Origin of the sequence: Streptomyces sp. NPDC004111 (genome assembly GCF_042874215.1) — a bacterium.
Taxonomy (GTDB): Bacteria; Actinomycetota; Actinomycetes; order Streptomycetales; family Streptomycetaceae; genus Streptomyces.
Map to the genome: position 1 here is coordinate 688,422 of NZ_JBIAMU010000001.1, position 20,472 is coordinate 708,893.

Here is a 20,472-nt window from a genome sequence, read left to right on the forward strand (position 1 = left end):
GGGTACGGAGGTACGGGATCGGACGTTACGCGGCCGGGCCCGCGCCCGGCGGGGTCACGTACGGCAGGGCCCGCGCCCGGCGGGGTCGCGTGCGGCCGGTCCCCCCTCCTCACCGTCTCGGTGGACGCCGTCAACCGCGCCCACGAAAGCCACCCCCATGGGACGGCGATCTCGAAGACCCGACCACCGCCGCCCTTCCGTCGGCGGCCCACCCCCGCGGAGCCCGCCGGTGAGCACTGGGCACTGCTCGGCCCGCACGGTGCGGGCAGGAGCACCCCCTGCTACTTCGCAGGTGCTGCCGCGTGCGGGGCGGGCGACGGCGGGCGGGCCCGCGGACAACTGCACGTCTTGCGGCGAGAGTTCGGCGATTTCGGGCATGGTAGAACAAAGCCGCCACACCCGAGGGAGTCCCGGACCTCCGGGAGCTCCGCGAGAAGGAGTCGCCAGTGACCACCACCTCAGCGGGCCTGCGGATCGACGCCGTCCGGATCTCCCAGGACGTAGCGGGCGCGGGACGCGTCCTGCGGGACATCTCGCTGGACCTGCCGCCCGGCCGGGTCACGATGATCGCGGGGAGCAGCGGCGCGGGCAAGACCGTACTGCTGCACACCCTCGCCGGGCTGCACCTCCCCTCCGCGGGAGACGTGCTGCACGACGGTTCGCGGCCGGGCCCCCCGGGCCGCGAGTTCGGCTTCGTGCCGCAGGAGGACATCGTCCACCAGGAGCTGCCGCTCGCCCGCACCCTCGGCTACACGGCCGGCCTGCGGATGGCCCCGGGCACCCCGGCGGCCGAGCTGACCGCCGCGGTGCACCGGGTCCTGGCGGAGCTGGGCCTCGCCCACCGGGCCGACACCCCGGTACGGGCGCTCAGCGGCGGCGAGCGCAAACGCGCGTGCATCGCGGCCGAGCTGCTCACCCGGCCCCGGGTGCTGTTCCTGGACGAGCCGACCTCCGGCCTAGACCCGGTCACCGGAGCCGAACTTCTCTCCACACTGCGGGAGTTGGCCGCCTCCGGCACCACGGTCGTGCTCACCACCCACACGCTCGCCGACCTCGCGCGCGCCGACCGGGTCGTCTTCCTGTCCCCCGACGGGGAGGTCGCCTACGCGGGCCCGCCGCAGGACCTGTGCCCCGCGTTCGGGGTGTCGGGCCCCGAGGAGGTGTACGGGGCGGTGGCGTCCGGCGCACGGGCGACGCCCGCCCCCGGACCCGGCGGCCCGGCACCCGGCGGGGCCGCCCCGGACCCCGCCCCCACGGCAGGCCCGCCCGCACCGGGGGTCGGCGCGGTCCGCCAGTGGGCGCTGCTCACCCGGCGCGGCACCGCGCTGCTGCTGCACAACCGGCTGTCGGTGGCGGTCCTGGCCGGTTCACCGCTGATGATCATCGCGATGTTCGCGGTCCTCTTCCGCGCGGGCGCCTTCACCCCCGCGACGGCGGACCCCGGATCCACCGCGATGATCATGTTCTGGATCGCCTTCGGCGCCTTCTTCTTCGGGCTGACCTACGGACTGCTCCAGATCTGCACCGAGTTGCCGGTACTGCGCCGCGAATGGCTGGCGGGCCTGCGGATCGGCCCGTACGTGGCGTCCAAGCTGACCACCGTGCTGCCGGTGCTGGCGGTCGCCGACGCGGCGCTGCTCGCCGTGCTGCGGGCGCTGGACCGGCTGCCGGCGGCGAGCTGGGGAACGTACCTCTCGCTCTTCGTCACGAGTGTGCTGGCCTCGGCGGCGGCGCTGGCGCTCGGGCTGCTGGCGTCGGCGGCGGTGACGGACCCGGGGCAGGCCACGCTGATGCTGCCGCTGCTGTGCTTCCCGCAGGTGCTGTTCTCGGGCGCGTTCGTCCCGGTGCCGCGCATGACGGTGGCGGGGGAGGCGCTCAGCCTGGCGATGACCAACAGGTGGGCGTTCGAGGCGCTGGGCAGCGGCATCGGCCTGGAGACCCTGTGGCGCACCGGCGGCTCGCCGCTCGGCCCGCCGCTGCTCCAGTCGTACGGCGACTCCTTCGCGCACCCGGCGAGCCGGGGGTGGCTGCTGCTCGCCGGGTTCGCGGTGGTGTTCCTGGCGCTGACGTGGTGGGTGCTGGTGCGCAAGTGCCGCCAGGGAATGGCGCGGGGGCGCGCCGGGAAGTGACCCCGGGCGCCCCCGCGCGCGTGTCCCCCGCTCCTCCGCGCCCGGCTGCCGCGCCCGGTCAGCAGCCCTCGCGCGGTGCCAGCCCGCTCGTGTCGGGGGTCCGGTCGCGGTAGGTCTCGGTGACGAAGGACAGGAAGACGTCGAGGTCCCGGGGCTGGGTGGCGATGCCCAGCGACAGCCGGATCGCCCCGGCCGACGGCAGCCCGAGGAGGTGCAGGTACTCCTCCAGCGAGGCGAGCCGGGCGCGGGCGGCGGAGCGCAGCCGGCGCTGCGGCAGCCGCAGGGCCGCCTCGCCCGCCCCGGGGTTGCAGAAGCAGCCCGTGCGCAGGGATATCCCGCGCCGGGCGCTGTCGTGGGCGACCCGGCGCTCGTCGACGATGTCGCCCGCCGCGTCGAGGACGTTGAGCGCGACGGTCGCGCCCCGCGGCGCCCCCGGCCGGTCGGGCCCGGGACCGTACACCCTGATCAGGGGTGAGCCGTCGCTGTGCCGCAGCTCGCCGAGGGCGCCCAGGAGCCGGGTGGTGAGGGCGGTGACGTGGCGGTGGACGCGGTCGAGGCCGAGCGAGTCGATCCAGGCGAGGCCCGCCGTCACGTCGGGCAGCGCGAGGAAGTTGACGGTGCCGTCCTCGAAGGCGGCCACGCCGTCGCTCAGCACGTGCCACTGCGCCCCCGCGCTGACCGCGTGCACGGTGCCGCCGGAGAACCACGGCCTGCGCAGCCGGGCCAGGGCCTCGCGGCGCACGACGAGGCTGCCGACGCCGGTCGGGTGGCCGAAGACCTTGTACCAGCTGACCACCGTGAAGTCGGGGTGGACCCGGCCTAGGTCCAGCGGATTGGTCGGTACGAAGGCGGCGGCGTCGAGCAGGACGTCGTACCCCCGCTCCCTGATCCGGCCGATCCACTCCAGCGGGTGCTGCACGCCGGTGAAGTTGCTCTGCGCCGGGTACGCGAAGAGCCCGCGGCCGGAGGCGGGCAGCGTGGCGCGCAGCCGTCGGACGTCGATCCGCAGGTCCGGCCCGGCCAGCGGCACGTACGCCGTCCTGGCGCCCTTCGCGCGGGCGTACTCGCGCAGCCCGTTCACCGAGTTGTGGTTGTCGAGCGACATCACCAGCCTGCTGCCCGGGGCGAACGGGTACGCCTCGCCAATCAGCCGCAGCGCCCCGGTGGCGTTCGGGGTGAAGACGACGGCGTACTCGTCGGGGTCGGCGTGGAAGTGGCGCAGCACGGCTGCCCTGGCCTCCTCGACGAGGTCGCCGGAGGCGCGCGAGGTGGGGTTCTCGGAGTGCGGGTTGCCGAAGCAGCCCTCGGTGATGCGGTCCGCCGAGGCGCGGACCAGCGAGCGCGGCGGGAGCCCGGCACCGGTGTGGTCGAGGTAGCTGTGCCCGCCCTCGGCGAGGTAGCCGAACTCGGTGGCGCGCAGATCGGCGAAATCGGCCGCGCGGGCGTCCGGGGAGCCGGGGGACTGGCCGGCGGCGGAGCCGGGCCGCGGTGCGTCGGCGAATCGGGGGGACTGGGTGAATGGGGCGGACTGGGCGTCGACGGTAGGGGGCGGCTGCCCGGTCGAGCGTGCGGTGCTGTCCACTGCTCCTCCTTCGCGCGGGCCGTGCGCGGCCCCTTCCATCATGGGGCGGTTCGGTGATCCGGGGGCGGTCGAACGGGAACTGCCGCCGGAACATCCGCCGGGCACTCGCCGAACCTCGCCCCGGCCCGGAACGCCCGCCGGGCACTCGCCGAACCTCGCCCCGGCCCGCCCGCGCCGGAACTACGCTGCCCGGATGACCTCCGCCGAGGAATCCTTAGCGCCCCACGGCCCCGCGCCGGGCGACCGGGGGCGCGCCTGGTACCGGGGCGACTGCCATGTGCACTCGACGGCGTCGAGCGGCGGCGAGCTGTCGCCGCGGCAGCTGGCGGCGGACGCCCGCGCGGCCGGACTGGACTTCCTCGCCGTCACCGAGCACAACACCGCCGGGACCCACGGCGCCTGGGCCGCGCACACCGCCGAGGGCCCGCTCGTCGTCCTGGGCCAGGAGGCCACCACCCGCACCGGTCACTGGCTGGCCCTGGGCATTCCCCCGGGCCACGTCGTCGACTGGGAGTACGGGGTCCGGGACGGCGTGATCGGCCGCCACCTGGACGAGGTCCACCGTGCGGGCGGACTCTGCGTGGCGGCCCACCCGCACGCCCCGTACCCCTCGGGCACCTTCATGTACCCGTTCGAGGGCTTCGACCTGGTGGAGGTGTGGAACGGGCCGTGGCGGTCGGACGTCCCCTGGCAGGCGGACAACGAGGCGGCGCTGGCGGAGTGGGGGCGCGGCCCGGCCGCGGACCTCCGGCGCGGGCGGTGGCGCCCGGCGATCGGCAGCAGCGACACCCATCTGCCCGGTCAGCTCGCCCTCCCGCACACCGTGGTGCTGGCCGACGGGCTGCGCACCGGTGCGCTGCTGGCCGCACTCCGCGCGGGCCGCAGCTGGATCGCCGGGTCGACCGGCACCGGGCTGTCCCTCACCGCCGCCGCGGGCCACCGCACCGCGGGGATCGGCGACCGGCTGGCGACCGGCGGCGCCACCGTGACGGTACGGGCCGAGGTGCGCGGCGTGCCCTCGGGCGTCCTGAGCCTGCACACCGAGCGGGGCCGGGCGCACACCGTGCCGCTGCCCGGGTCGGGGACGGGCACCGTGGAGTGGGAGACCGGCGCGGCGGACGCGGGGTTCGTCCGTGCGGAGGTCCGCGCCTCCGACGGCGGCATGGCGGCCCTCAGCAACCCGATCGTCCTGTCCGCCTGAGCCGTCCGCCTGCGCTGTCCCCGCGAGCCGCCCCGGCGCACCCTCCGCGCGGACACGCGCCCCCTCGACTTGATAGGCAAGTCGCCACTTGCCTATGGTGGTGAGCATGGCGGAGGACATATTCAAGGCGCTGGCCGACCCCACCCGTCGGCACATCCTCGACGAGCTGGTGGAACGGGACGGCCAGACCCTCTTCGAGATCTGCACCCGGCTGGTCACCAGACACGGCCTGGGACTGTCCCGCCAGGCGGTCAGCCAGCACCTGGCCGTACTGGAGGCCGCGGACCTGGTCCGCACCCGGCGCCGGGGCCGCTACAAGTTCCACGACCTGAACACCGGCCCCCTCGAAGCCGTCGCCACCCGCTGGCTCAGGCCGGCACAGCGCACCGCCCCCGCACCCGCACCCGAAAAGACGGAGGAAACCCCATGAGGATCCACATGACCAGCGTCTTCGTCGACGACCAGGCCAAGGCGCTGAGCTTCTACACGGACGTCCTGGGATTCGTGAAGAAGGACGACGTCCCCGTCGGCGAGGACCGGTGGCTGACCGTGGTCTCCCCGGAGGCCCCCGACGGAACGGCACTGCTTCTGGAACCCGCCGGGCACCCCGCGGTGGCGACCTACAAGAACGCGCTGGCCGAGGACGGCATCCCGGCCGCCTCCTTCGCCGTGGACGACGTTCCCGCGGAATGCGAGCGGCTGCGCGCGCTCGGCGTGGAATTCACCCAGGAACCGGTGGAGACGGCCGAGTACGCCACCGCCGTACTGGACGACACCTGCGGCAACCTGATCCAGATCATCCACATGAAATAGCCGTCGGCGCAGGCCGGAGCAGGGGCGGCAAGGGCAAAAAAGAAAGGCAAGGGGAGAAACCTTTCCCTTGCCACTCTTAACTTATAGCGCACAGGGGGGCTTGCGGCAAGGCCCCGGTGATACCGCACAATCTCGTTCCTGAGCCAGAAATTGCGGAATGAGGAGATTCACCAGGTGCGTCAGCCTTTGTCGGATTCGAATGCAGTGATCACCCGGGCCTTCGACCTGCCCGGCCACTCCCCCAAGGCCGACCCGGCGCTGATCGCCGCCGACGAGAAGCACTTCGCGGACCTCGCGGAGAGCCTGGAGAAGTCGGTCGCCGAGCTGTCCGACCGCCTGGACACCCTGCGCAGGGCACCCGGCGGCGCGGGCCGCGAGGCGATGGACCGGGACACCGAGATCCACCGCCTGACCTCCCGGCTGCGCACCCTGAGCCGCTTCGGGATGGACCTGTGCCTCGGCCGGATCGTCGCCGACGACGGCTCGGGGCCGGTGTACGTCGGGCGGCTCGGCCTCACCGACGACGAGGGCCGGCGGCTGCTGATCGACTGGCGCTCCCCGGCCGCCGAACCGTTCTTCGCCGCCACGCACGCCCACCCGATGGGCCTGGCGAGCCGCCGCAGGTACCGCTGGACCCGGGGCCGGATCGGCGACTACTGGGACGAGGTGTTCACCGAGGACGGCTTCGAGGGGAACGCCGCGCTCGACGACCAGTCCGCGTTCATCGCCAGCCTCGGCGGCGACCGCTCCGACCGGATGCGCGACGTCCTCGGCACCATCCAGGCCGACCAGGACGCCATCATCCGCGCCGGTTCGCGCGGCGCCCTCGTCGTCGACGGCGGACCCGGCACCGGCAAGACGGTCGTCGCGCTGCACCGCTCCGCCCACCTGCTGTACTCCGACCCCCGGCTCGGCCACCGCCGCGGCGGCGTACTGTTCGTCGGCCCGCACCGCCCCTACCTGGCGTACGTCTCCGACGTACTGCCCAGCCTCGGCGAGGAAGGCGTGCAGACCTGCGTCCTGCGGGACCTGGTCGCCGAGGGCGCCACCGCGACGGCGGAGAGCGACCCGGAGGTGGCACGGCTCAAGTCGTCCGCGGACATGGTGCGGGCGATCGAGAAGGCCGTCGCGCTCTACGAGGAACCGCCCACCGCGGGCATGACCGTGTCGACCCACTGGGACGAGGTCCCGCTCACCGCCGCCGACTGGGCGCAGGCCTTCGACGCACCGGAGCCCGGCACCCCGCACAACGAGGCCCGCGAACAGATCTGGGCGGAACTCGCCACGATCCTCCTCGACAAGCACGACCAGCGGGACGAGGACCAGGAGATCCCGCCGGAGCTGTTCCTGCGCTCGCTGCGGACGGACAAGGAACTGGTCACCACCCTGAACCGGGCATGGCCGCTGCTGGAGGCCGCCGACCTCGTCGGTGACCTGTGGTCGGTGCCCGCCTACCTGCGCATGTGCGCCCCCTGGCTCACCAAGGACGAGGTGCGCACGCTCCAGCGCAAGCACGCCCCGCACGCCTGGACGGTGTCCGACCTGCCGCTGCTCGACGCGGCCCGGCAGCGCCTGGGCGACCCGGAGACGGCCGTGCGCAGGCGCCGGCAGGAGGCGGCGCTCGCGGCGGAACGCGCACGCATGGCCGACGTCATCGACAACATCCTCGCCGCCGACGACGACGGCGAGGGCGCGGTGACCATGCTGCACGGCCGCGACCTGCGGGACAGCCTGGTCGACGAGTCGGCGGTGGCCACCGCCGACCCCGACCTGCTGGCCGGGCCGTTCGCGCACATCGTGGTCGACGAGGCCCAGGAGCTGACGGACGCGGAGTGGCAGATGCTGCTGCTGCGCTGCCCGTCCCGGAGCTTCACCGTCGTCGGGGACCGCGCCCAGGCCAGGCACGGGTTCACCGAGTCGTGGCAGGAGCGGCTGGAGCGGGTGGGCCTGGACCGGATCACCATGGCCGCGCTGAGCGTCAACTACCGGACGCCGCAGGAGATCATGACGGAGGCCGAGCCGGTGGTCCGGGCCGCACTGCCCGACGCCAACGTGCCGACCTCCGTCCGCAGCAGCGGCATCCCCGTCGTCCACGGCTCGCGCGCGGACCTCCACGCGGTCCTCGACGGCTGGCTCGCCGAGCACCCCGAGGGGATCGCGTGCGTCATCGGCGACCCCACGTTCCGGGCGACGCCCCGCGTCCGCTCGCTGACCCCCCAGCTGTCGAAGGGCCTGGAGTTCGACCTGGTCGTACTCGTCGACCCGGAGGACTTCGGCACGGGCGTCGAGGGCGCGGTCGACCGCTACGTCGCGATGACCCGGGCGACCCAGCGGCTCGTCGTCCTCACCGGTTCCTGAACCGGACCGGCCGCCGGAACCAGGACCGGGGACCGGCGGCCGTACAGGGGGCTCCCAGGAGGAGAAACGGGATCCCCCCTCCCCCCTTATAGGACACAAACTGTCCTAAACGCTCCGTAGTGTGCTTCTTGTCCGAAGGAACGGAAACACCGGAAGGCGGAGACCATGACCTCCCAGGAGATGGCCCCCCAGGACCTGCCCACGACACCGGCCGCGACCGGTGAACGCGCCGACTGGCTGGAGACGCTGGCCAAGCACCGGCACTTCCTGCGCTTCACCACCCGTGACCTCACCGACGAGCAGGCCGCTCTGCGCACCACCGCGAGCGCCCTGTGCCTGGGCGGGCTGATCAAGCACGTCACGGCGGTCGAGCGGGGCTGGGCGGCGTTCATCCGCCACGGCGCGGCGGCGATGGAACAGTCCTGGGGCACCGAAGAGGCCGGTCAGGACGACCGGGACGAGCAGACCGGAAAGGGCGGGCAGAGCGACCGGGGCGCGTGGGACGACGGGTTCCGGATGCTGCCCGGCGAGACGCTGGCCGGGGTGCTGGCCGACTACGAGAAGGCCGCCGCGGATACGGACGAACTGGTCGCCACCCTGGCCGACCTGGGCGCCGCGCAGCCGTTGCCCACGGCACCGTGGTTCGAGCCCGGCGCCCAGTGGTCGGCCCGCCGGGTGCTGATGCACATCGTCACCGAGACCGCCCAGCACTCCGGTCACGCCGACATCATCCGCGAGTCGCTGGACGGCGCGCAGAGCATGGCCTGACCGGAAGAGGCCCGGCCCGCCACGCCCGGCTGGTGGGGCACGGCCGATGCCGTGAGGCCCGCCCCGGACACCTCACCGGTCCGCTCCGCGACCACCGCCGCGTCCAGGACCGCCCGCGCGAGCAGCGGCGGATCACCCAGCGGGGAGAGGTGTCCGTGGCCCGGCCAGACGGTCAGCCTGCCGTCGCGGCAGGCGGCCAGGAAGGTCCGTTCGTCGCTGCGCAGGAGGTCGCGGGAGCCGTTGGCCAGCCAGACCGGGCCGGGGTAGGCGACGAGCGCGGCGGGCGCGTCCAGACCGGCGAGGGCGTCCATGACGTCGGCCCAGACCTCGCTGGAGAGACCGCCCGCGCCCATCGCCGCCGCCGCGGGCGCGGGGAGCGTGCGACGGAAGGCCCGGCGGCTGAGCCGGTCGGCCGCCTCCGGGTACCGGGCGGCCAGTGCGGCCTGCCGCCGGTAGAGCGCCCCGACCGCCCCGCGCACCAGCGCCGTACAGCCGATGGCCAGGACTCCGGCGGTCCGCTCCGGGTGCCGGGCGGCGGTGGCGACGGCGACATACCCGCCGAGGGAGAGCCCGGCCAGCAGGGCCCGCCCGCCGAGTTCGTCGACGGCTCCCGCGGCGGCGTCCACGGCGCCCTCCAGGGTGAACCGCTCACCGCGCCGTGCGCCGTGTCCCGGCAGGTCGGGGGCGCCGACCGGCCGGTGTGCGCCGACGATGTCCATGACCGGCTCCCACATGGTGCGGCTGACGCGGGTGCCGTGCAGGAAGACGACGGGCAGGGGCGAGGAGGGCACGGAGTCCCGAGGCTGTGTCATGCCGGGACCGTAACACCAAATGCAACGCAACGTTGTGTTTCTTTTTGGGCTCGTACGGGGGCTACCCTTGCCCACCATGAGCGACGAAACCTCCCCCGGAGAACGCGCCTCCGCCCCGGCCGCGGAGACCTCCGCCACCCGCCGGATCTCCGGCCCCCGCAAGTCCCGCGAGATCTTCGAGGCCACGCTCGCCCTCCTCCAGGACAAGGGGTACGAGGGCCTCACCGTCGAGGGTGTCGCGGAACTCTCCGGCGTCAACAAGACGACCCTCTACCGCTGGTGGCCGTCCAAGGGGGCCCTGCTCGGGGCGGCACTGCTGCACGGCGCGCCGCTCGCCCTGGACTTCCCCGACACCGGCACCCTCCAAGGCGACCTGGAGGCACTGCTGGACGGGATCGTCACGCTGCTCACCGCGCCGCCCGCCTCGGCCATCGCCGTCGCGTCGTTCGGCGCGGCCACCCACTCCCCGGAACTCGCGGTGCACACACGCGAGTTCTTCGCCGACCGGCTGGCCGGCGAACAGCCGATCTTCACCCGCGCGGTGGACCGCGGGGAACTGCCCCCGGACGCCGACCCGATGCTCTTGGTCGACCTGCTGGCGGGCGCGGCCTGGCTGCGGGTCGTCTTCCGCCAGCAGCCGGTGGAGGACGACTTCACCGCCCGCGCCGTCCGCACGGTCCTGCGGGGCGCCGCGGACACCGCGCCCGTACGGCGCGGTCAGCCGGACGGGACCTGACCGGGCGGGGCGCGGCGCACGGAATCAGGGTCGCGGACAGCGGGGCGGGCGCGGCCCGCCCCCTTCGGCTCGTGGGCCGTTCAGGGCATCGCTATGGCGGCGGCCGAGCCCAGCTGGGAGCGCGGGGTCTTCTCGCCGACCTTCTGCGGGTCGATGGTGCGCGGGTCGACCGCCTCGCCGGGGGCGCCCTCGGCGTAGTAGCCGGACGGGGCGGTGTCGCGGTCGTGCGGCAGCAGGAAGAAGACGCGGCGCTTGTGCAGGCCGCTGTCCGGGTCGGCCTCGGCGTGCTCGTCGAGCTCGGTGTAGCCGACCAGACGGCCGTCCCTGGCGTAGCGGGGCTTGCCCCGGCGGCGCGGGGTCTTGTCCAGGGCCTGACGCACGTAGTCGAGGTCGTCAGGGCTCTCCAGCCACACCACCGCATTCTCGTGGGCGAGATCGCTCTCGTTCAGTAGCGAGCTCATGGCTGAAGCCCCTCCTCGTTGTTTCCGGCCACGCTCAGGCCTTGGAATTCTGCCCTCTGGCCGGGTCCTGTTGTCGGGCCCCGTCGGTGCGCCTGCCCGGAGGCTTGGTACCCATCGTAAGGCTGCCCCGTGTTGCGGCACAGTGCACGCATGGGCGTCATGTGATTGCCGGACCGTTCGAAGCGACCAGAACTGCCGGATCGTCCTCGTCGGAGAGCAGGCCCAGACCCGGGTAGTACTTCTTTCCGCTCGACTTCATCATGTCGTTCGGCGACGCGAGACCGAGCTCCTGACGGATGCGGCTGGCGAAGGAACGCGAGGTCGCGGGCCTGATTCCCTCGCTGGCGTTGCACCAGGTGCCGTACGCGGCGTACAGCACGCCCTGCTCGACGCGGAGGTCGGAGGGGCGGTCGTGGGCGTTCGCGGAGGGCGGGCTCTTGACACAGCATTCCTTGAGGAAGCGGCCGATGTGGTCCTCCGTGGATTCGTACGCTTCGGTGGCCATTCGTACGGAATCCGGACCGGTGAGCGGATCCCGAGTCTCCAGATAGTTCATCGCGCCTTCGATGAGCCAGTGGAGGATTCCGGGGCCTTCGTCCCGTACGAGCTCGAAGGCCAGGTTGTCGATCTTGTGCTTGTTCGGGACCACCCGTTCGAAGGGGATCAGGCGGATGCGGCGCCAGAAGGCGTGCCCGCCGGTGCCGACCTCGGGGCGGTGGTTGCCCAGCAGCCAGAGCTTGTGGGTGGGCGCGAACGAGAAGTAGTCCTGGCGCATCCGGCGGGCCTTGATCCGGTCGCCGCCGGTCAGCAGCTTGACCCGGGACTCGTCGAACTTGTCGTTGGGCTTGAGCTCGGAGCACACCATGATGCGCCGGCCGTGCAGTTCGGTCAGCTCGGTGGAGTGCTCGGAGAACTTGCCCTTCTCCATCAGGAAGCCCGGCGGGGCCGCGTCGGCGTAGTCGCCCAGGATCTGGATCATCACGTCCAGCAGAACGGATTTTCCGTTGGCGCCCGCGCCGAAGAGGAACGGCAGGACCTGCGCGCCGACGTCGCCGGTGATCGAGTAGCCCAGCAGCAGGTGCAGGAACCCGATCGTCTCCAGGCCCTTCTCGTCGTCCCCGAAGGTGTCCCGCAGGAACTTGTGCCAGCGCGGCGTCGGCATGTTCTCGGGCGCCACGCTGGTGGCCCGGGAGTGCCGGTCGGTGATCGGGCTGGGCTTGCGCATGTCGCCGGTGTGCAGGTCGACGACGCCCTCGGGGGTGCACAGCGCGTACGCGTCGCCGTCCAGCACGTCCGGGTCCAGGGTCAGCGCCGGGGACGCCTTGGCCTGGGTGAGCAGCGCCTTCATGCCGGGGGTCGACATGGTGCGCTTGCGGTGGGCGTACAGCTCGCGGTCGCTGAAGAAGCCGCGCGGGTCCTGCGCGGGCATCTGCTCGGCCATGTCGCCGGCGGCCCACAGGGCGGCCTTCTCGCCGCCGGTGCGCTTCCACCGGTACTGGTCCCAGGAGTACCAGCCCAGTCCCTCCACGTGGCGGAACTGGTCCCCGTAGAGCTGCGCGAACAGCTTGGCGTTGCCCCGGTCGGTGAGCATGCTCGGGAGCATGCCGAGGTCGTCGTTGTAGGGCTCGTGCACGGCCGGCGCACCGGGCGCGGCCGTCTGGGCGGACGGCTGTCCGGGCCCGGTGACCTGCTGGGCGGGAAGTGCCGTGCCGGTGCCCGCAGTGTCCGGATCCGGTTCGGGGACCGGGAATTCGAGCATCTGCTGAGCGGCGGCAGTGGCGTCGAAGCTCGTGCTCTCGGCGCTGCTCATGGGCGTCCTTGGGGGTGAAGCGGTCGGGTGGCACCTGCGGCAAGGGCGGATTCGATGATCGTGGTGCTGCGCTGCGACTGGTGCGGACGGGCCGCCTGCGCGGACTGTGCCAGGAGTTCGCGCACGAACGAGTCGGCGAGGTGGCCGCCGGCCACCAGACCTCCCGCGGTGTACGCGGCCCTGTTGAGTTTCTCGGTGAAGCTCGCGCCCTCCTGCACGGCCGCACAGGCCGCGACCTCGGCCAGCAGAGGCTCCAGGAGGCGTTCTGCGGCCCTGGGAGCACGTCGGGGGCGCAGGCGGGGGGCGGGCACCCCGAAGGGCGCTGACGGGGCTCCTGTGGCTTTCTGGGCGTCGGTGGTGCCCGTGGGGTCCCCGCCGGTGTGTCCAGTGCGGGCCAGTTCGGCGGCCAGCCAGTCGGGCAGCGGGGCGGGCAGCCTGGTCTCCCCCACCGGGACGTAACTGCCCTGGGGGGTGCGGTTGGTGGGCGCGACGATGTACCCGTTGTCGGCCCGGACGTCGACCTGCCAGGCGAGGGCGACCTTGGGGCTCGACCCGGTGGAGGAGCGGTAGCGGGTCGTGGGGCGGGTGTTGCGGTACCAGATGTGCAGACCTCCCGAGGGGGTGCGGACGCGGAGGGTCGTGGTGTCCGCGGCCGGGTCGGGCTGCTTGCGGTAGGCGGCCAGCAGGGCGAGCGTGTCGAACCCCGAGCCGAGACCGGTCAGGTCCACCCGGGGGTGGATCGGGATTCCCGGCAGCAGCCGGGCCCGGTCGGGGACCTCGGCGCTGTGCGCGTCGACGTCGAGGACGACGAGGTCCGCGGGGCCGCAGGCGACGCCCACGCCCATCGCGGGGTGGGTGCCCCACCAGTCGTCGATCCGGGCCGTGTCGGTGGTCGCGGCCCGGAAGCCGTGGCACCAGCGTCCCGCCCGGATGCAGGCGCAGTCCTGGGCGCAGCGCACGGCTTCGCGGCACACGGTGCAGTTGGCGGCGGGCGTCTTCCGGCCGGGCGCCAGGGGGTGGACCGGCCAGCCGTTGCCCGCGCACCAGCGTGCGACGGCGTGCGCCTTCACGGTCCCTGAAGGGACTGGGCTACTGGTCTCACCGTGGCGCGGCACGCGGTCGTCCTTGTCGGGGTCAGAGGTCGTGCGTTCTGGTGCGTTCAGTCCCTGTTGGTAAAAGCGCTGGTCAGCGACCTTTGGACGCCCGCATGAGGGACTGAAGGGACTGAACTTTCCTATGAGGTCCTGAGCCTAGCGCAAGGGTCGGCAATCTCTGCGGGGAACTGCCGTTGTATCAGTTCTTCAGTCCCTTGAGTCCCTTTGGGCCGTCGGCGGGCGTGCGGCCCTCCTCACGGCGGCCTCCCGAGCGCGTCGGCCCTTGTCCTGCCCGGGGCAACGGTGGCCCGGGGCGTCAGATTTCGTACAGGTGCCCGAGAGTCGGGCGATTCTTCGTATTTCTGGACCGAGGGACGGAACGGCCGGGGACCGTGCGGTTCAGTCCCTCGCCTTCAGTCCCTCGGTAAACCCGCAGGTCAACGGGTTGCGGGCGGCTGGGACGGGGACTGAAAGGGACTGAAGGGACTGAAATTCCTAGTTATCAGCGCTTCAGGCTTATACCTGTCTACTACACGCGTCCGCATACACACGCGCACACAATTGGGATGGATACTGCAAAGTTGAGTCCCTTCAGTCCCTCAGTCCCTTGATCAGAACCACCCTCACTGCTCTGACCTGCAGTTTTGTCGAGGGACTGAACGGAGGGACCGAAACGCTCAGTCCAGTCCCTCCGTCCCGGGCCGGCCTCGGAGCCGCCCGAAAAAAGGCACGCGTGACCGGATCTCGCGCACTTGTTCTGCTGGGTCCCTTCAGTCCCTCCCGGTCCCCGCAGGCACGCGTGTTCGCCCTCGGGTCAGCCGAGCAGGGACCCGGGATCCACCGGATGGACCTCCAGACCCGGTGCGGCGAGCAGCGCGGCGACACAGGCCGCCGAGCCGCCGACGTAGGTGCTCTTCAGGTCCGTGTCCCCGCCGACGCACCAGGCGCGGTCCTCGGGCCACCACCGGTCCGGCAGCTCCACGAAGGCGGACCCGTACCCTCCCCAGCCGGGCGCGGCGGGCGAGGTGACCTCCGCGAGGGTCCCGGAGAGCAGCACGTGCTCCCGGTGCGGGGTGGCGAAGACCGGTACCGCCGCGTCCCACTCGTAGGTCCCGTAGCCGTCCCACAGGCCGTACCAGCAGCGTTCCGGGGTTCTGGTGTGTCCGGCGAGCACGGCGGCCAGCAGCGCGGCCACAGGGGCCGGGGCTGGTCCCTCCCAGGGCATCTCGTCCCAGACCCCGGCCTGTCCGGCCTGCTCCTGGGGACCGTAGGGCGCGGGCGCACCGAGCAGTTCGTACCACCAGGTTAGGCCGTCGACATGCTGCTGCTCCGGGCGGGAGCGGGCCACCTCGTCCCAGCGGACGGGCCGGCCGTCGAGCCCCGCGGGGTGGAGCACCCGTGCGTACGCGGGAAAACCCGGTGTGCACAGCCCGGCCACCGTCCCGAAGAGGCTGCTGTCGGGGAACGCGTCGACGAGCCACCGTGCGGGCGCGAGATCCCGCTCCACCCGCAGCTTCCCGTAGCGCGCCGGTGCGGGTTCACGGTCCACGGGTTCCAGATGTGCGAAGTCCATGTCTCCAGGATCACGCCCGGGACCGCACGCAAATGCCGCTAGCCGTCCTGTCGGCAGTACGGCAGATCGCGCGGCGCCACCCGGTCCGCCGGTCCGCCCGCCCGCAGCACCACGTCCAGGACTTGTTCCGGATCGGCTGCGTAGCAGCTGCTGAACCACGCCATGTTCGCCTCCACCACCGCCCACTCCCCCGTCGCCAGCAGCCCGACGTCCAGCACCACCGCACTCGGCAGCGTCCCCGCGCACGCGGCGAGCACATCGCCCGCGAAGGCCAGCACCGCGTCGTGGTGGCGGTGGGCGGAGGTCAGCGGCTCGGAGTCCAGCAGCCCGTACGTCGCGTACTGCGAACCGGTGCGGACCGCCCCGTCCAGGACGTACAGCCGGAACTCGGCCGCCCACATCACCACCTCGCTGATCTGCACCGAAAGCCCCGGCGGAAGCCGCGGTCCCGAGGGCAGCCGCCCGCCGTCCGCGTAGACCGCGGCCGGAAAGCTCTTGTCGGTGGGCGGCTTCACGAACAGCGGCCCCGGCAGTTCCCGCGCGGCCCCCAGCGTCGACAGGGTCAGCCGCCGCCGGGTGAACTCGTGGGGCAGCGCGGCCAGCCAGCCGCCGTCGGGCGCCAGCAGAGCGACCGGAAGCCCGTCACCCGCCTCGGCGGCGTACTTCGGCCCGCCGTAGTAGTGCACCCCCTCCCGGCCCCGCAGATCGACCGTGCCGGGCAGCGCGGGGAGCACCTCCACCTCCATGCCGCGCCGTCGCGCCGCATCCGCGAGCAGACCGCGGGTCGGGCTGTACTGGGGCGCCACTACAAGGAAGTTCCGGTCCGTCACGAGCGCCGACGATGCCACCGCGGGGCTGCCCGGTCCATAGCTTTCAGTCCTGGCTGAAAGATCAAGGCAGCGCCGGGTCAGGGACCGAAGAGGGACGGAGGGACCGAAGGACCGGGAAACTCAAGTACGTTCGGAATCGGCGCGGCACCGGACCTACCGTGCGCGGCACCTCCCCAAGCGGCGCTGACCAGCCCTTTGCGGTGTGCGCCACGTGCGAACGGGCCCCTGCGCGCAGTTCCGGTGAGTGTCCGCGGCGCTTCGGTCCCTCGGCGGGTCACCCTCCGGCCGGTCCCTCGGGAGCGGGCCTGCTCAGTTCCTCGTTGCGTCGCAACGCCTCTTCGAGCTGGTCCTCCAGCACGACGATGCGGCACGCCGCACCGACCGGAGTCCCCTGGTCCACCAGCTCCCGGGCCCGCGCGGCGATGCGCAACTGGTAGCGCGAGTACCGCCGGTGGCCGCCCTCCGAACGCAGCGGCGTGATCAGCCGCGCTTCTCCTATGGCCCGCAGGAAGGCGGGAGTCGCCCCGATCATCTCGGCGGCCCGCCCCATCGTGTAGGCGGGATAGTCGTCGTCGTCGAAACGGTCCTTGTTCTGGGGTGGGGCGGGGGGCGGGGACTGCTGGTCGTCCACTGTCACTGGCACCTCACTGCCTTCGCGGCCTGCTCTTCACGTGTCAAGGAATCTGTCCTGAAGCAACGCGTAGAGGGGCCCCAGTGCCGTACGGCACCAGGGCCCCAAGGAAATCAACACCATCTCCACCGGCTTATTGCTGCGCCGGTTCTGAGTTTCCGCAGTCCGTCCCTGGCGGACCCGACTGCGGGGATCGCGGATGAGTGACCGTGTGACCACCTTCCGTTCCGGGGCCTGCGGTACCCGGGCCGGCTCCGCCCGCCCGGGCGATCCTGATGGCGCGAACCTCTTTCTCTCGGGTGCAACCTCTCGGTACTGCGAGTACCGCGTACTGCTGTGATGCGTACTGCTCGTCGTGCCGGTCGTCCTGCGAACTGCTCGCGGTCCCTGGGACGCGCACGGCCCGGCAACCAACCACGGGACCCTCGAACTGCCCGGCCCCGCCGTTCCACTGCCGTGCCACAACCTGCTTCGAACCGGCACGCGCGGCGATCAGTCCCTGCCGCGCCTCACTCGACTTCGTGGTTACACCAGGGAATGTAGTCCTGGCACACTCCAATGTCTACCCTCGCCACAACAGATTTTCTCCATGCAGCGAAACCGGAAATCTACAGGCTGCCCAGCCGGAGACCGTTCAATCCCTGAGTGCTCCCGGGTTGCGCCATGGCCGTCACTCGTACGAGCTGAATTTCGCATCCGCAATGTGCTGAGGGCGTCTGAACGCCGATGCATCGGGCATACGCCTGCCTCAGGGCGGTACAACCGATCACGGATTGGGGCGTACGCGCATGAACAGCAAGCAGCTGACCACGTACATGACCGAACAGCCGACCGCACCGACACCACTGACGGACCCCGCGTCCCGGGCACACGCAGGGCCGTACCCCGGGACGATCCGAGGCCGGGGCGCGGCGGGAGTACTTCGCGCCCGCAAGGCGGCACGTGCCTTCGCCGACCACCTCTCCCCCGCCCCGGGCCCCGACGCGGCCGACTCTCTGGTCCTCGTCGTGTCCGAACTCGTCACCAACGCGGTACGGCACGGCGGCGGCCGGTACACCCTCGCGCTGTCCGCGTCCCCGGACACCCTCACCGTCGCCGTCGCCGACCGCAGTTCGGTGCGCCCCAGTCCCCGCGCCCCCGATACGACCGGTGGCACGGGCGGCTTCGGCTGGCACCTGGTCGAACTCCTCGCCGACGAGGTGACGGTCATGCCGGGCAGGGTGGGCGGCCCGAGCACGGGCCGCCGCAGCGCGCTGCGCGGCAAGACGGTGCGGGCGGTCCTGCCGCGCTAGGGGTTTTGTCCCCGACGGGACTTGGCGGGATCCGGCCCGCCCGCGCCCGGTGACGTCTACCGTGAGCGCATGACCGCGCCCGAGGAACCCCAGAAGGCCGCCCAGGAAGCATCGGAGCCGAAGACCCCCGGGGAGCCCTGGGAGCCCACCGCGGCCGGAGTGCTCCGGCTGCCCTCGGGGCGCCTGGTCCGGGGCCGTGGACTGAGCCGCCCGCTGCCCGAGGGGCAGTTGCCCACGTACGCCGTGTACCTGCTCGGCAAGCAGCCGCCCGAGGTCCCCTGGGAGGCCCGGTGGCTGCGCTGGCCGGACTTCCGGCTGCCCGCCGACGACGAGCAGGCCCGCGCACTGCTGACCGAGGCGTGGGAACGTACGGCCACCGCACGCGTCGAGCTCGCCTGCGCCGGTGGCCGCGGGAGGACGGGCACCGCCCTGGCCTGCCTCGCCGTACTGGACGGCGTGCCGCCGGAGGACGCGGTGGCCTTCGTACGGGAGAACTACAGCCGCCACGCGGTGGAGACACCGGGGCAGAAGCGGTACGTGCGGCGGTTCCGGGCCTGAGGGGCGGGAGCTGGGCGGGCCGGGTGCTCGGCCTCCAGGCCCGGGTGAGCCCGGCCTCGCGGTCCGGGTGAAGGGACGCGGGGCCCGTGTCCGGCGTGGGGCGGTCGCCTCGGCGTGAATCAGCTGGGCGTGAATCAGCCCGAAGGAATCAGTTGCGCCGCCGCCGTCGCGACCACCGCGCCCGCGACGGCGGCCAGCGCGGGCGAGTCCAGCTTCCACTGCTGCCAGAACAGCGGGACGTCCACGGTCCGGTCGGTCGCGAGCAGCGACAGCGCCCCGGCGCGCAGCAGCGGCACCGCCTGCGACTCCGGTACGAGGCCCCAGCCGAGCCCGGCGACGATCGCGTCGCAGAATCCCTCGGAGGTGGGCACGTAGTGCCGGACGGGACCGGCGCCCGGTGGTGTCCCGCCCTCGGAGTCCGCCGCCAGCGCCCGTACGAAACCGTCCTGGATCTCGTCCCTGCGGTCGAAGACCATTACCGGCGCCTCCCGCAGCCGCTCCACCAACCTTCCCTCCCCCAGGTACCTTGTCTCGAACTCCGGGTTCGCCACTGGCAGGTACCGGGCCTTGCCCAGCGCCCGTACCGTGCAGCCGGCAACCGGATCGGGCGACGAGGTAACCGCAGCCATCACCTGCCCCTCGCGCAACAGTGCCGTGGTGTGCGCCTCGTCCTCGCGGTACAGCTCGAAGCAGATCGGCGGGTCCTGGGGTACCCGGGTCAGGGCGGGCAGGAACCAGGTGGCGAGGGAATCGGCGTTCACGGCGATGGCCAGCCGCGCCGGAACCGGACCCCTCGCTTCGTCCGAGCTCTCCTCGCCGGGGAGACCCAGCTCGGCCCTGGCATCCCGCTCCAGCAGGGCGAGCTGACGGGCGAAACGCGCCACGACCTGCCCCGATTCCGTCGGCCGCACCGGTTTCGTACGCATCAGCAGCACCCGGCCGGTGCGCTTCTCCAGGGCCTTGATGCGCTGGCTGACGGCGGACGGGGTGACGTGCAGAGCGGCTGCGGCGGCGTCGAAAGTGCCCTCGTCGACGACGGCGAGCAACGTGGATACCTGGTCCAGGGGAAGTTCTTCCATCACGAACGCTAAGGGTACGTAAGAATCTTTAGCTGTACTGAAGACGCGACCGTCCTTAGCGTCGAGGGCATGACACACAGCACCTCAGGCATCGTCGCGGCCGTACTCGCCGGCTTCGGCACCGGACTCTCCCTCATCGTCGCCATCGGCGCACAGAACGCCTTCGTCCTGCGCCAGGGAGCGCACCGGCACGCGGTGCTCGCGGTGGTCGCCATCTGCGCACTGTCCGACGCGCTGCTCATCGGACTCGGGGTGGCGGGAGTGGGCGCGGTGGTCACCGCCTGGCCCGCCGCGCTGACGGCGGTCGGCCTCGCGGGCGGCGGCTTCCTGATCTGCTACGGACTGCTGGCCGCCCGGCGGGTGCTGCGCCCCTCCCCCGACGCGGCCCTCACCACCGGCGGCGGCGCGGCGACCGGCTCCGCCCGCGCCGCCGTACTGACCTGCCTGGCGATGACCTGGCTCAACCCGCACGTCTACCTCGACACGGTGCTGCTCCTCGGGTCGGTGGCCACCGATCACGGCTCGCTGCGCTGGGCGTTCGGCGCGGGTGCGGTCCTGGCGAGCCTCACGTGGTTTGCCACCCTCGGCTACGGGGCCCGGCTGCTGAGCGGACTGCTGGCACGGCCGGGCGCGTGGCGGGTGCTTGATGGAGTGGTCGCGGCAACGATGGTGACCATGGGCGGGATGCTGGTGCTCGGGGCGTAGGCATCCGCCGGACCCGGGACCCGGGACTCTGGCTGGGGTG

General features: G+C 72.5%; 19 protein-coding genes. 10 read left to right on the top strand and 9 right to left on the bottom strand.

Annotated elements, in window-relative coordinates; genetic code table 11:
* Nucleotides 1-446: 446 nt before the first annotated feature.
* Nucleotides 447-2,129 (top strand): ATP-binding cassette domain-containing protein, encoded by a 1,683-nt coding sequence (locus ACFYVL_RS03080; RefSeq protein ID WP_389241011.1) that lies wholly within the window; start codon nucleotides 447-449, stop codon nucleotides 2,127-2,129.
* A 58-nt stretch (nucleotides 2,130-2,187) separates the two neighbouring features.
* Here ACFYVL_RS03080 and ACFYVL_RS03085 read toward each other — a convergent pair whose 3' ends face one another.
* Nucleotides 2,188-3,549 carry an aminotransferase class V-fold PLP-dependent enzyme gene (locus ACFYVL_RS03085; protein ID WP_389241307.1) on the bottom strand — a complete coding sequence of 454 codons (1,362 nt, stop codon included), beginning with the start codon at nucleotides 3,547-3,549 and terminating at the stop codon, nucleotides 2,188-2,190.
* Nucleotides 3,550-3,904: 355 nt separating this feature from the next.
* Here ACFYVL_RS03085 and ACFYVL_RS03090 point away from each other — a divergent pair, with 355 nt between their 5' ends.
* The 5 genes from ACFYVL_RS03090 to ACFYVL_RS03110 all read left to right on the top strand — a co-directional run bounded on the left by ACFYVL_RS03090 (nucleotide 3,905) and on the right by ACFYVL_RS03110 (nucleotide 8,851).
* Nucleotides 3,905-4,912 (top strand): CehA/McbA family metallohydrolase, encoded by a 1,008-nt coding sequence (locus ACFYVL_RS03090; RefSeq protein ID WP_389241012.1) that lies wholly within the window; start codon nucleotides 3,905-3,907, stop codon nucleotides 4,910-4,912.
* 106 nt (nucleotides 4,913-5,018) lie between these two features.
* Complete coding sequence (locus ACFYVL_RS03095) at nucleotides 5,019-5,342, top strand: ArsR/SmtB family transcription factor (protein ID WP_389241013.1); 324 nt, start codon at nucleotides 5,019-5,021, stop codon at nucleotides 5,340-5,342.
* Nucleotides 5,339-5,725: a VOC family protein gene (locus tag ACFYVL_RS03100; RefSeq protein ID WP_389241014.1), complete on the top strand. Its 387-nt coding sequence runs from the start codon at nucleotides 5,339-5,341 to the stop codon at nucleotides 5,723-5,725. The genes ACFYVL_RS03095 and ACFYVL_RS03100 overlap by 4 nt, the downstream gene beginning before the upstream one ends.
* Before the next feature lie 186 nt (nucleotides 5,726-5,911).
* Nucleotides 5,912-8,083, top strand: a complete 2,172-nt coding sequence (gene helR / locus ACFYVL_RS03105; RefSeq protein WP_389241015.1) for an RNA polymerase recycling motor ATPase HelR — start codon at nucleotides 5,912-5,914, stop codon at nucleotides 8,081-8,083.
* A 165-nt stretch (nucleotides 8,084-8,248) separates the two neighbouring features.
* Nucleotides 8,249-8,851 (top strand): DinB family protein, encoded by a 603-nt coding sequence (locus tag ACFYVL_RS03110; RefSeq protein WP_389241016.1) that lies wholly within the window; start codon nucleotides 8,249-8,251, stop codon nucleotides 8,849-8,851.
* Here the strand turns inward: ACFYVL_RS03110 and ACFYVL_RS03115 are convergent.
* Nucleotides 8,800-9,663, bottom strand: coding sequence for an alpha/beta fold hydrolase (locus ACFYVL_RS03115; protein ID WP_389241017.1), 864 nt, complete (start codon nucleotides 9,661-9,663; stop codon nucleotides 8,800-8,802). The two genes, ACFYVL_RS03110 and ACFYVL_RS03115, sit on opposite strands and share 52 nt — an antisense overlap.
* 76 nt (nucleotides 9,664-9,739) lie before the next feature.
* On the opposite strand from ACFYVL_RS03115, the gene ACFYVL_RS03120 reads away from it, so the two are divergent.
* Nucleotides 9,740-10,399 carry a TetR/AcrR family transcriptional regulator gene (locus ACFYVL_RS03120; RefSeq protein ID WP_389241018.1) on the top strand — a complete coding sequence of 220 codons (660 nt, stop codon included), beginning with the start codon at nucleotides 9,740-9,742 and terminating at the stop codon, nucleotides 10,397-10,399.
* A gap of 80 nt (nucleotides 10,400-10,479) precedes the next feature.
* Here the strand turns inward: ACFYVL_RS03120 and ACFYVL_RS03125 are convergent, their stop codons facing one another.
* From ACFYVL_RS03125 to ACFYVL_RS03150, 6 genes are all read right to left on the bottom strand, one after another.
* Nucleotides 10,480-10,860, bottom strand: coding sequence for a DUF6009 family protein (locus ACFYVL_RS03125; RefSeq protein ID WP_389241019.1), 381 nt, complete (start codon nucleotides 10,858-10,860; stop codon nucleotides 10,480-10,482).
* A gap of 157 nt (nucleotides 10,861-11,017) precedes the next feature.
* Complete coding sequence (locus ACFYVL_RS03130) at nucleotides 11,018-12,670, bottom strand: phage/plasmid primase, P4 family (RefSeq protein WP_389241020.1); 1,653 nt, start codon at nucleotides 12,668-12,670, stop codon at nucleotides 11,018-11,020.
* Nucleotides 12,667-13,740, bottom strand: coding sequence for a bifunctional DNA primase/polymerase (locus ACFYVL_RS03135; RefSeq protein ID WP_389241021.1), 1,074 nt, complete (start codon nucleotides 13,738-13,740; stop codon nucleotides 12,667-12,669). The genes ACFYVL_RS03130 and ACFYVL_RS03135 overlap by 4 nt, the downstream gene beginning before the upstream one ends.
* A gap of 838 nt (nucleotides 13,741-14,578) precedes the next feature.
* On the bottom strand, nucleotides 14,579-15,337 hold the full coding sequence (locus ACFYVL_RS03140) for a hypothetical protein (protein WP_389241022.1): 759 nt from the start codon (nucleotides 15,335-15,337) through the stop codon (nucleotides 14,579-14,581).
* A gap of 38 nt (nucleotides 15,338-15,375) precedes the next feature.
* Nucleotides 15,376-16,167, bottom strand: coding sequence for an ATP-grasp domain-containing protein (locus ACFYVL_RS03145; RefSeq protein WP_389241023.1), 792 nt, complete (start codon nucleotides 16,165-16,167; stop codon nucleotides 15,376-15,378).
* Between the two features lie 274 nt (nucleotides 16,168-16,441).
* Nucleotides 16,442-16,804 (bottom strand): MerR family transcriptional regulator, encoded by a 363-nt coding sequence (locus ACFYVL_RS03150; RefSeq protein WP_389241024.1) that lies wholly within the window; start codon nucleotides 16,802-16,804, stop codon nucleotides 16,442-16,444.
* Between the two features lie 782 nt (nucleotides 16,805-17,586).
* On the opposite strand from ACFYVL_RS03150, the gene ACFYVL_RS03155 reads away from it, so the two are divergent.
* Both ACFYVL_RS03155 and ACFYVL_RS03160 read left to right on the top strand, forming a co-directional pair.
* Nucleotides 17,587-18,090, top strand: a complete 504-nt coding sequence (locus ACFYVL_RS03155) for an ATP-binding protein (RefSeq protein ID WP_389241025.1) — start codon at nucleotides 17,587-17,589, stop codon at nucleotides 18,088-18,090.
* 69 nt (nucleotides 18,091-18,159) lie between these two features.
* The gene (locus ACFYVL_RS03160) at nucleotides 18,160-18,648 is read left to right on the top strand and encodes a protein phosphatase (protein ID WP_389241026.1); all 489 of its coding nucleotides are present in this window, start codon (nucleotides 18,160-18,162) and stop codon (nucleotides 18,646-18,648) included.
* Nucleotides 18,649-18,782: 134 nt separating this feature from the next.
* Here the strand turns inward: ACFYVL_RS03160 and ACFYVL_RS03165 are convergent, their stop codons facing one another.
* The gene (locus ACFYVL_RS03165) at nucleotides 18,783-19,727 is read right to left on the bottom strand and encodes a LysR family transcriptional regulator ArgP (protein ID WP_389241027.1); all 945 of its coding nucleotides are present in this window, start codon (nucleotides 19,725-19,727) and stop codon (nucleotides 18,783-18,785) included.
* Between the two features lie 69 nt (nucleotides 19,728-19,796).
* Between ACFYVL_RS03165 and ACFYVL_RS03170 the strand changes: the two genes are divergently transcribed.
* Nucleotides 19,797-20,432 (top strand): LysE/ArgO family amino acid transporter, encoded by a 636-nt coding sequence (locus tag ACFYVL_RS03170; RefSeq protein ID WP_389241028.1) that lies wholly within the window; start codon nucleotides 19,797-19,799, stop codon nucleotides 20,430-20,432.
* Nucleotides 20,433-20,472: the final 40 nt, after the last annotated feature.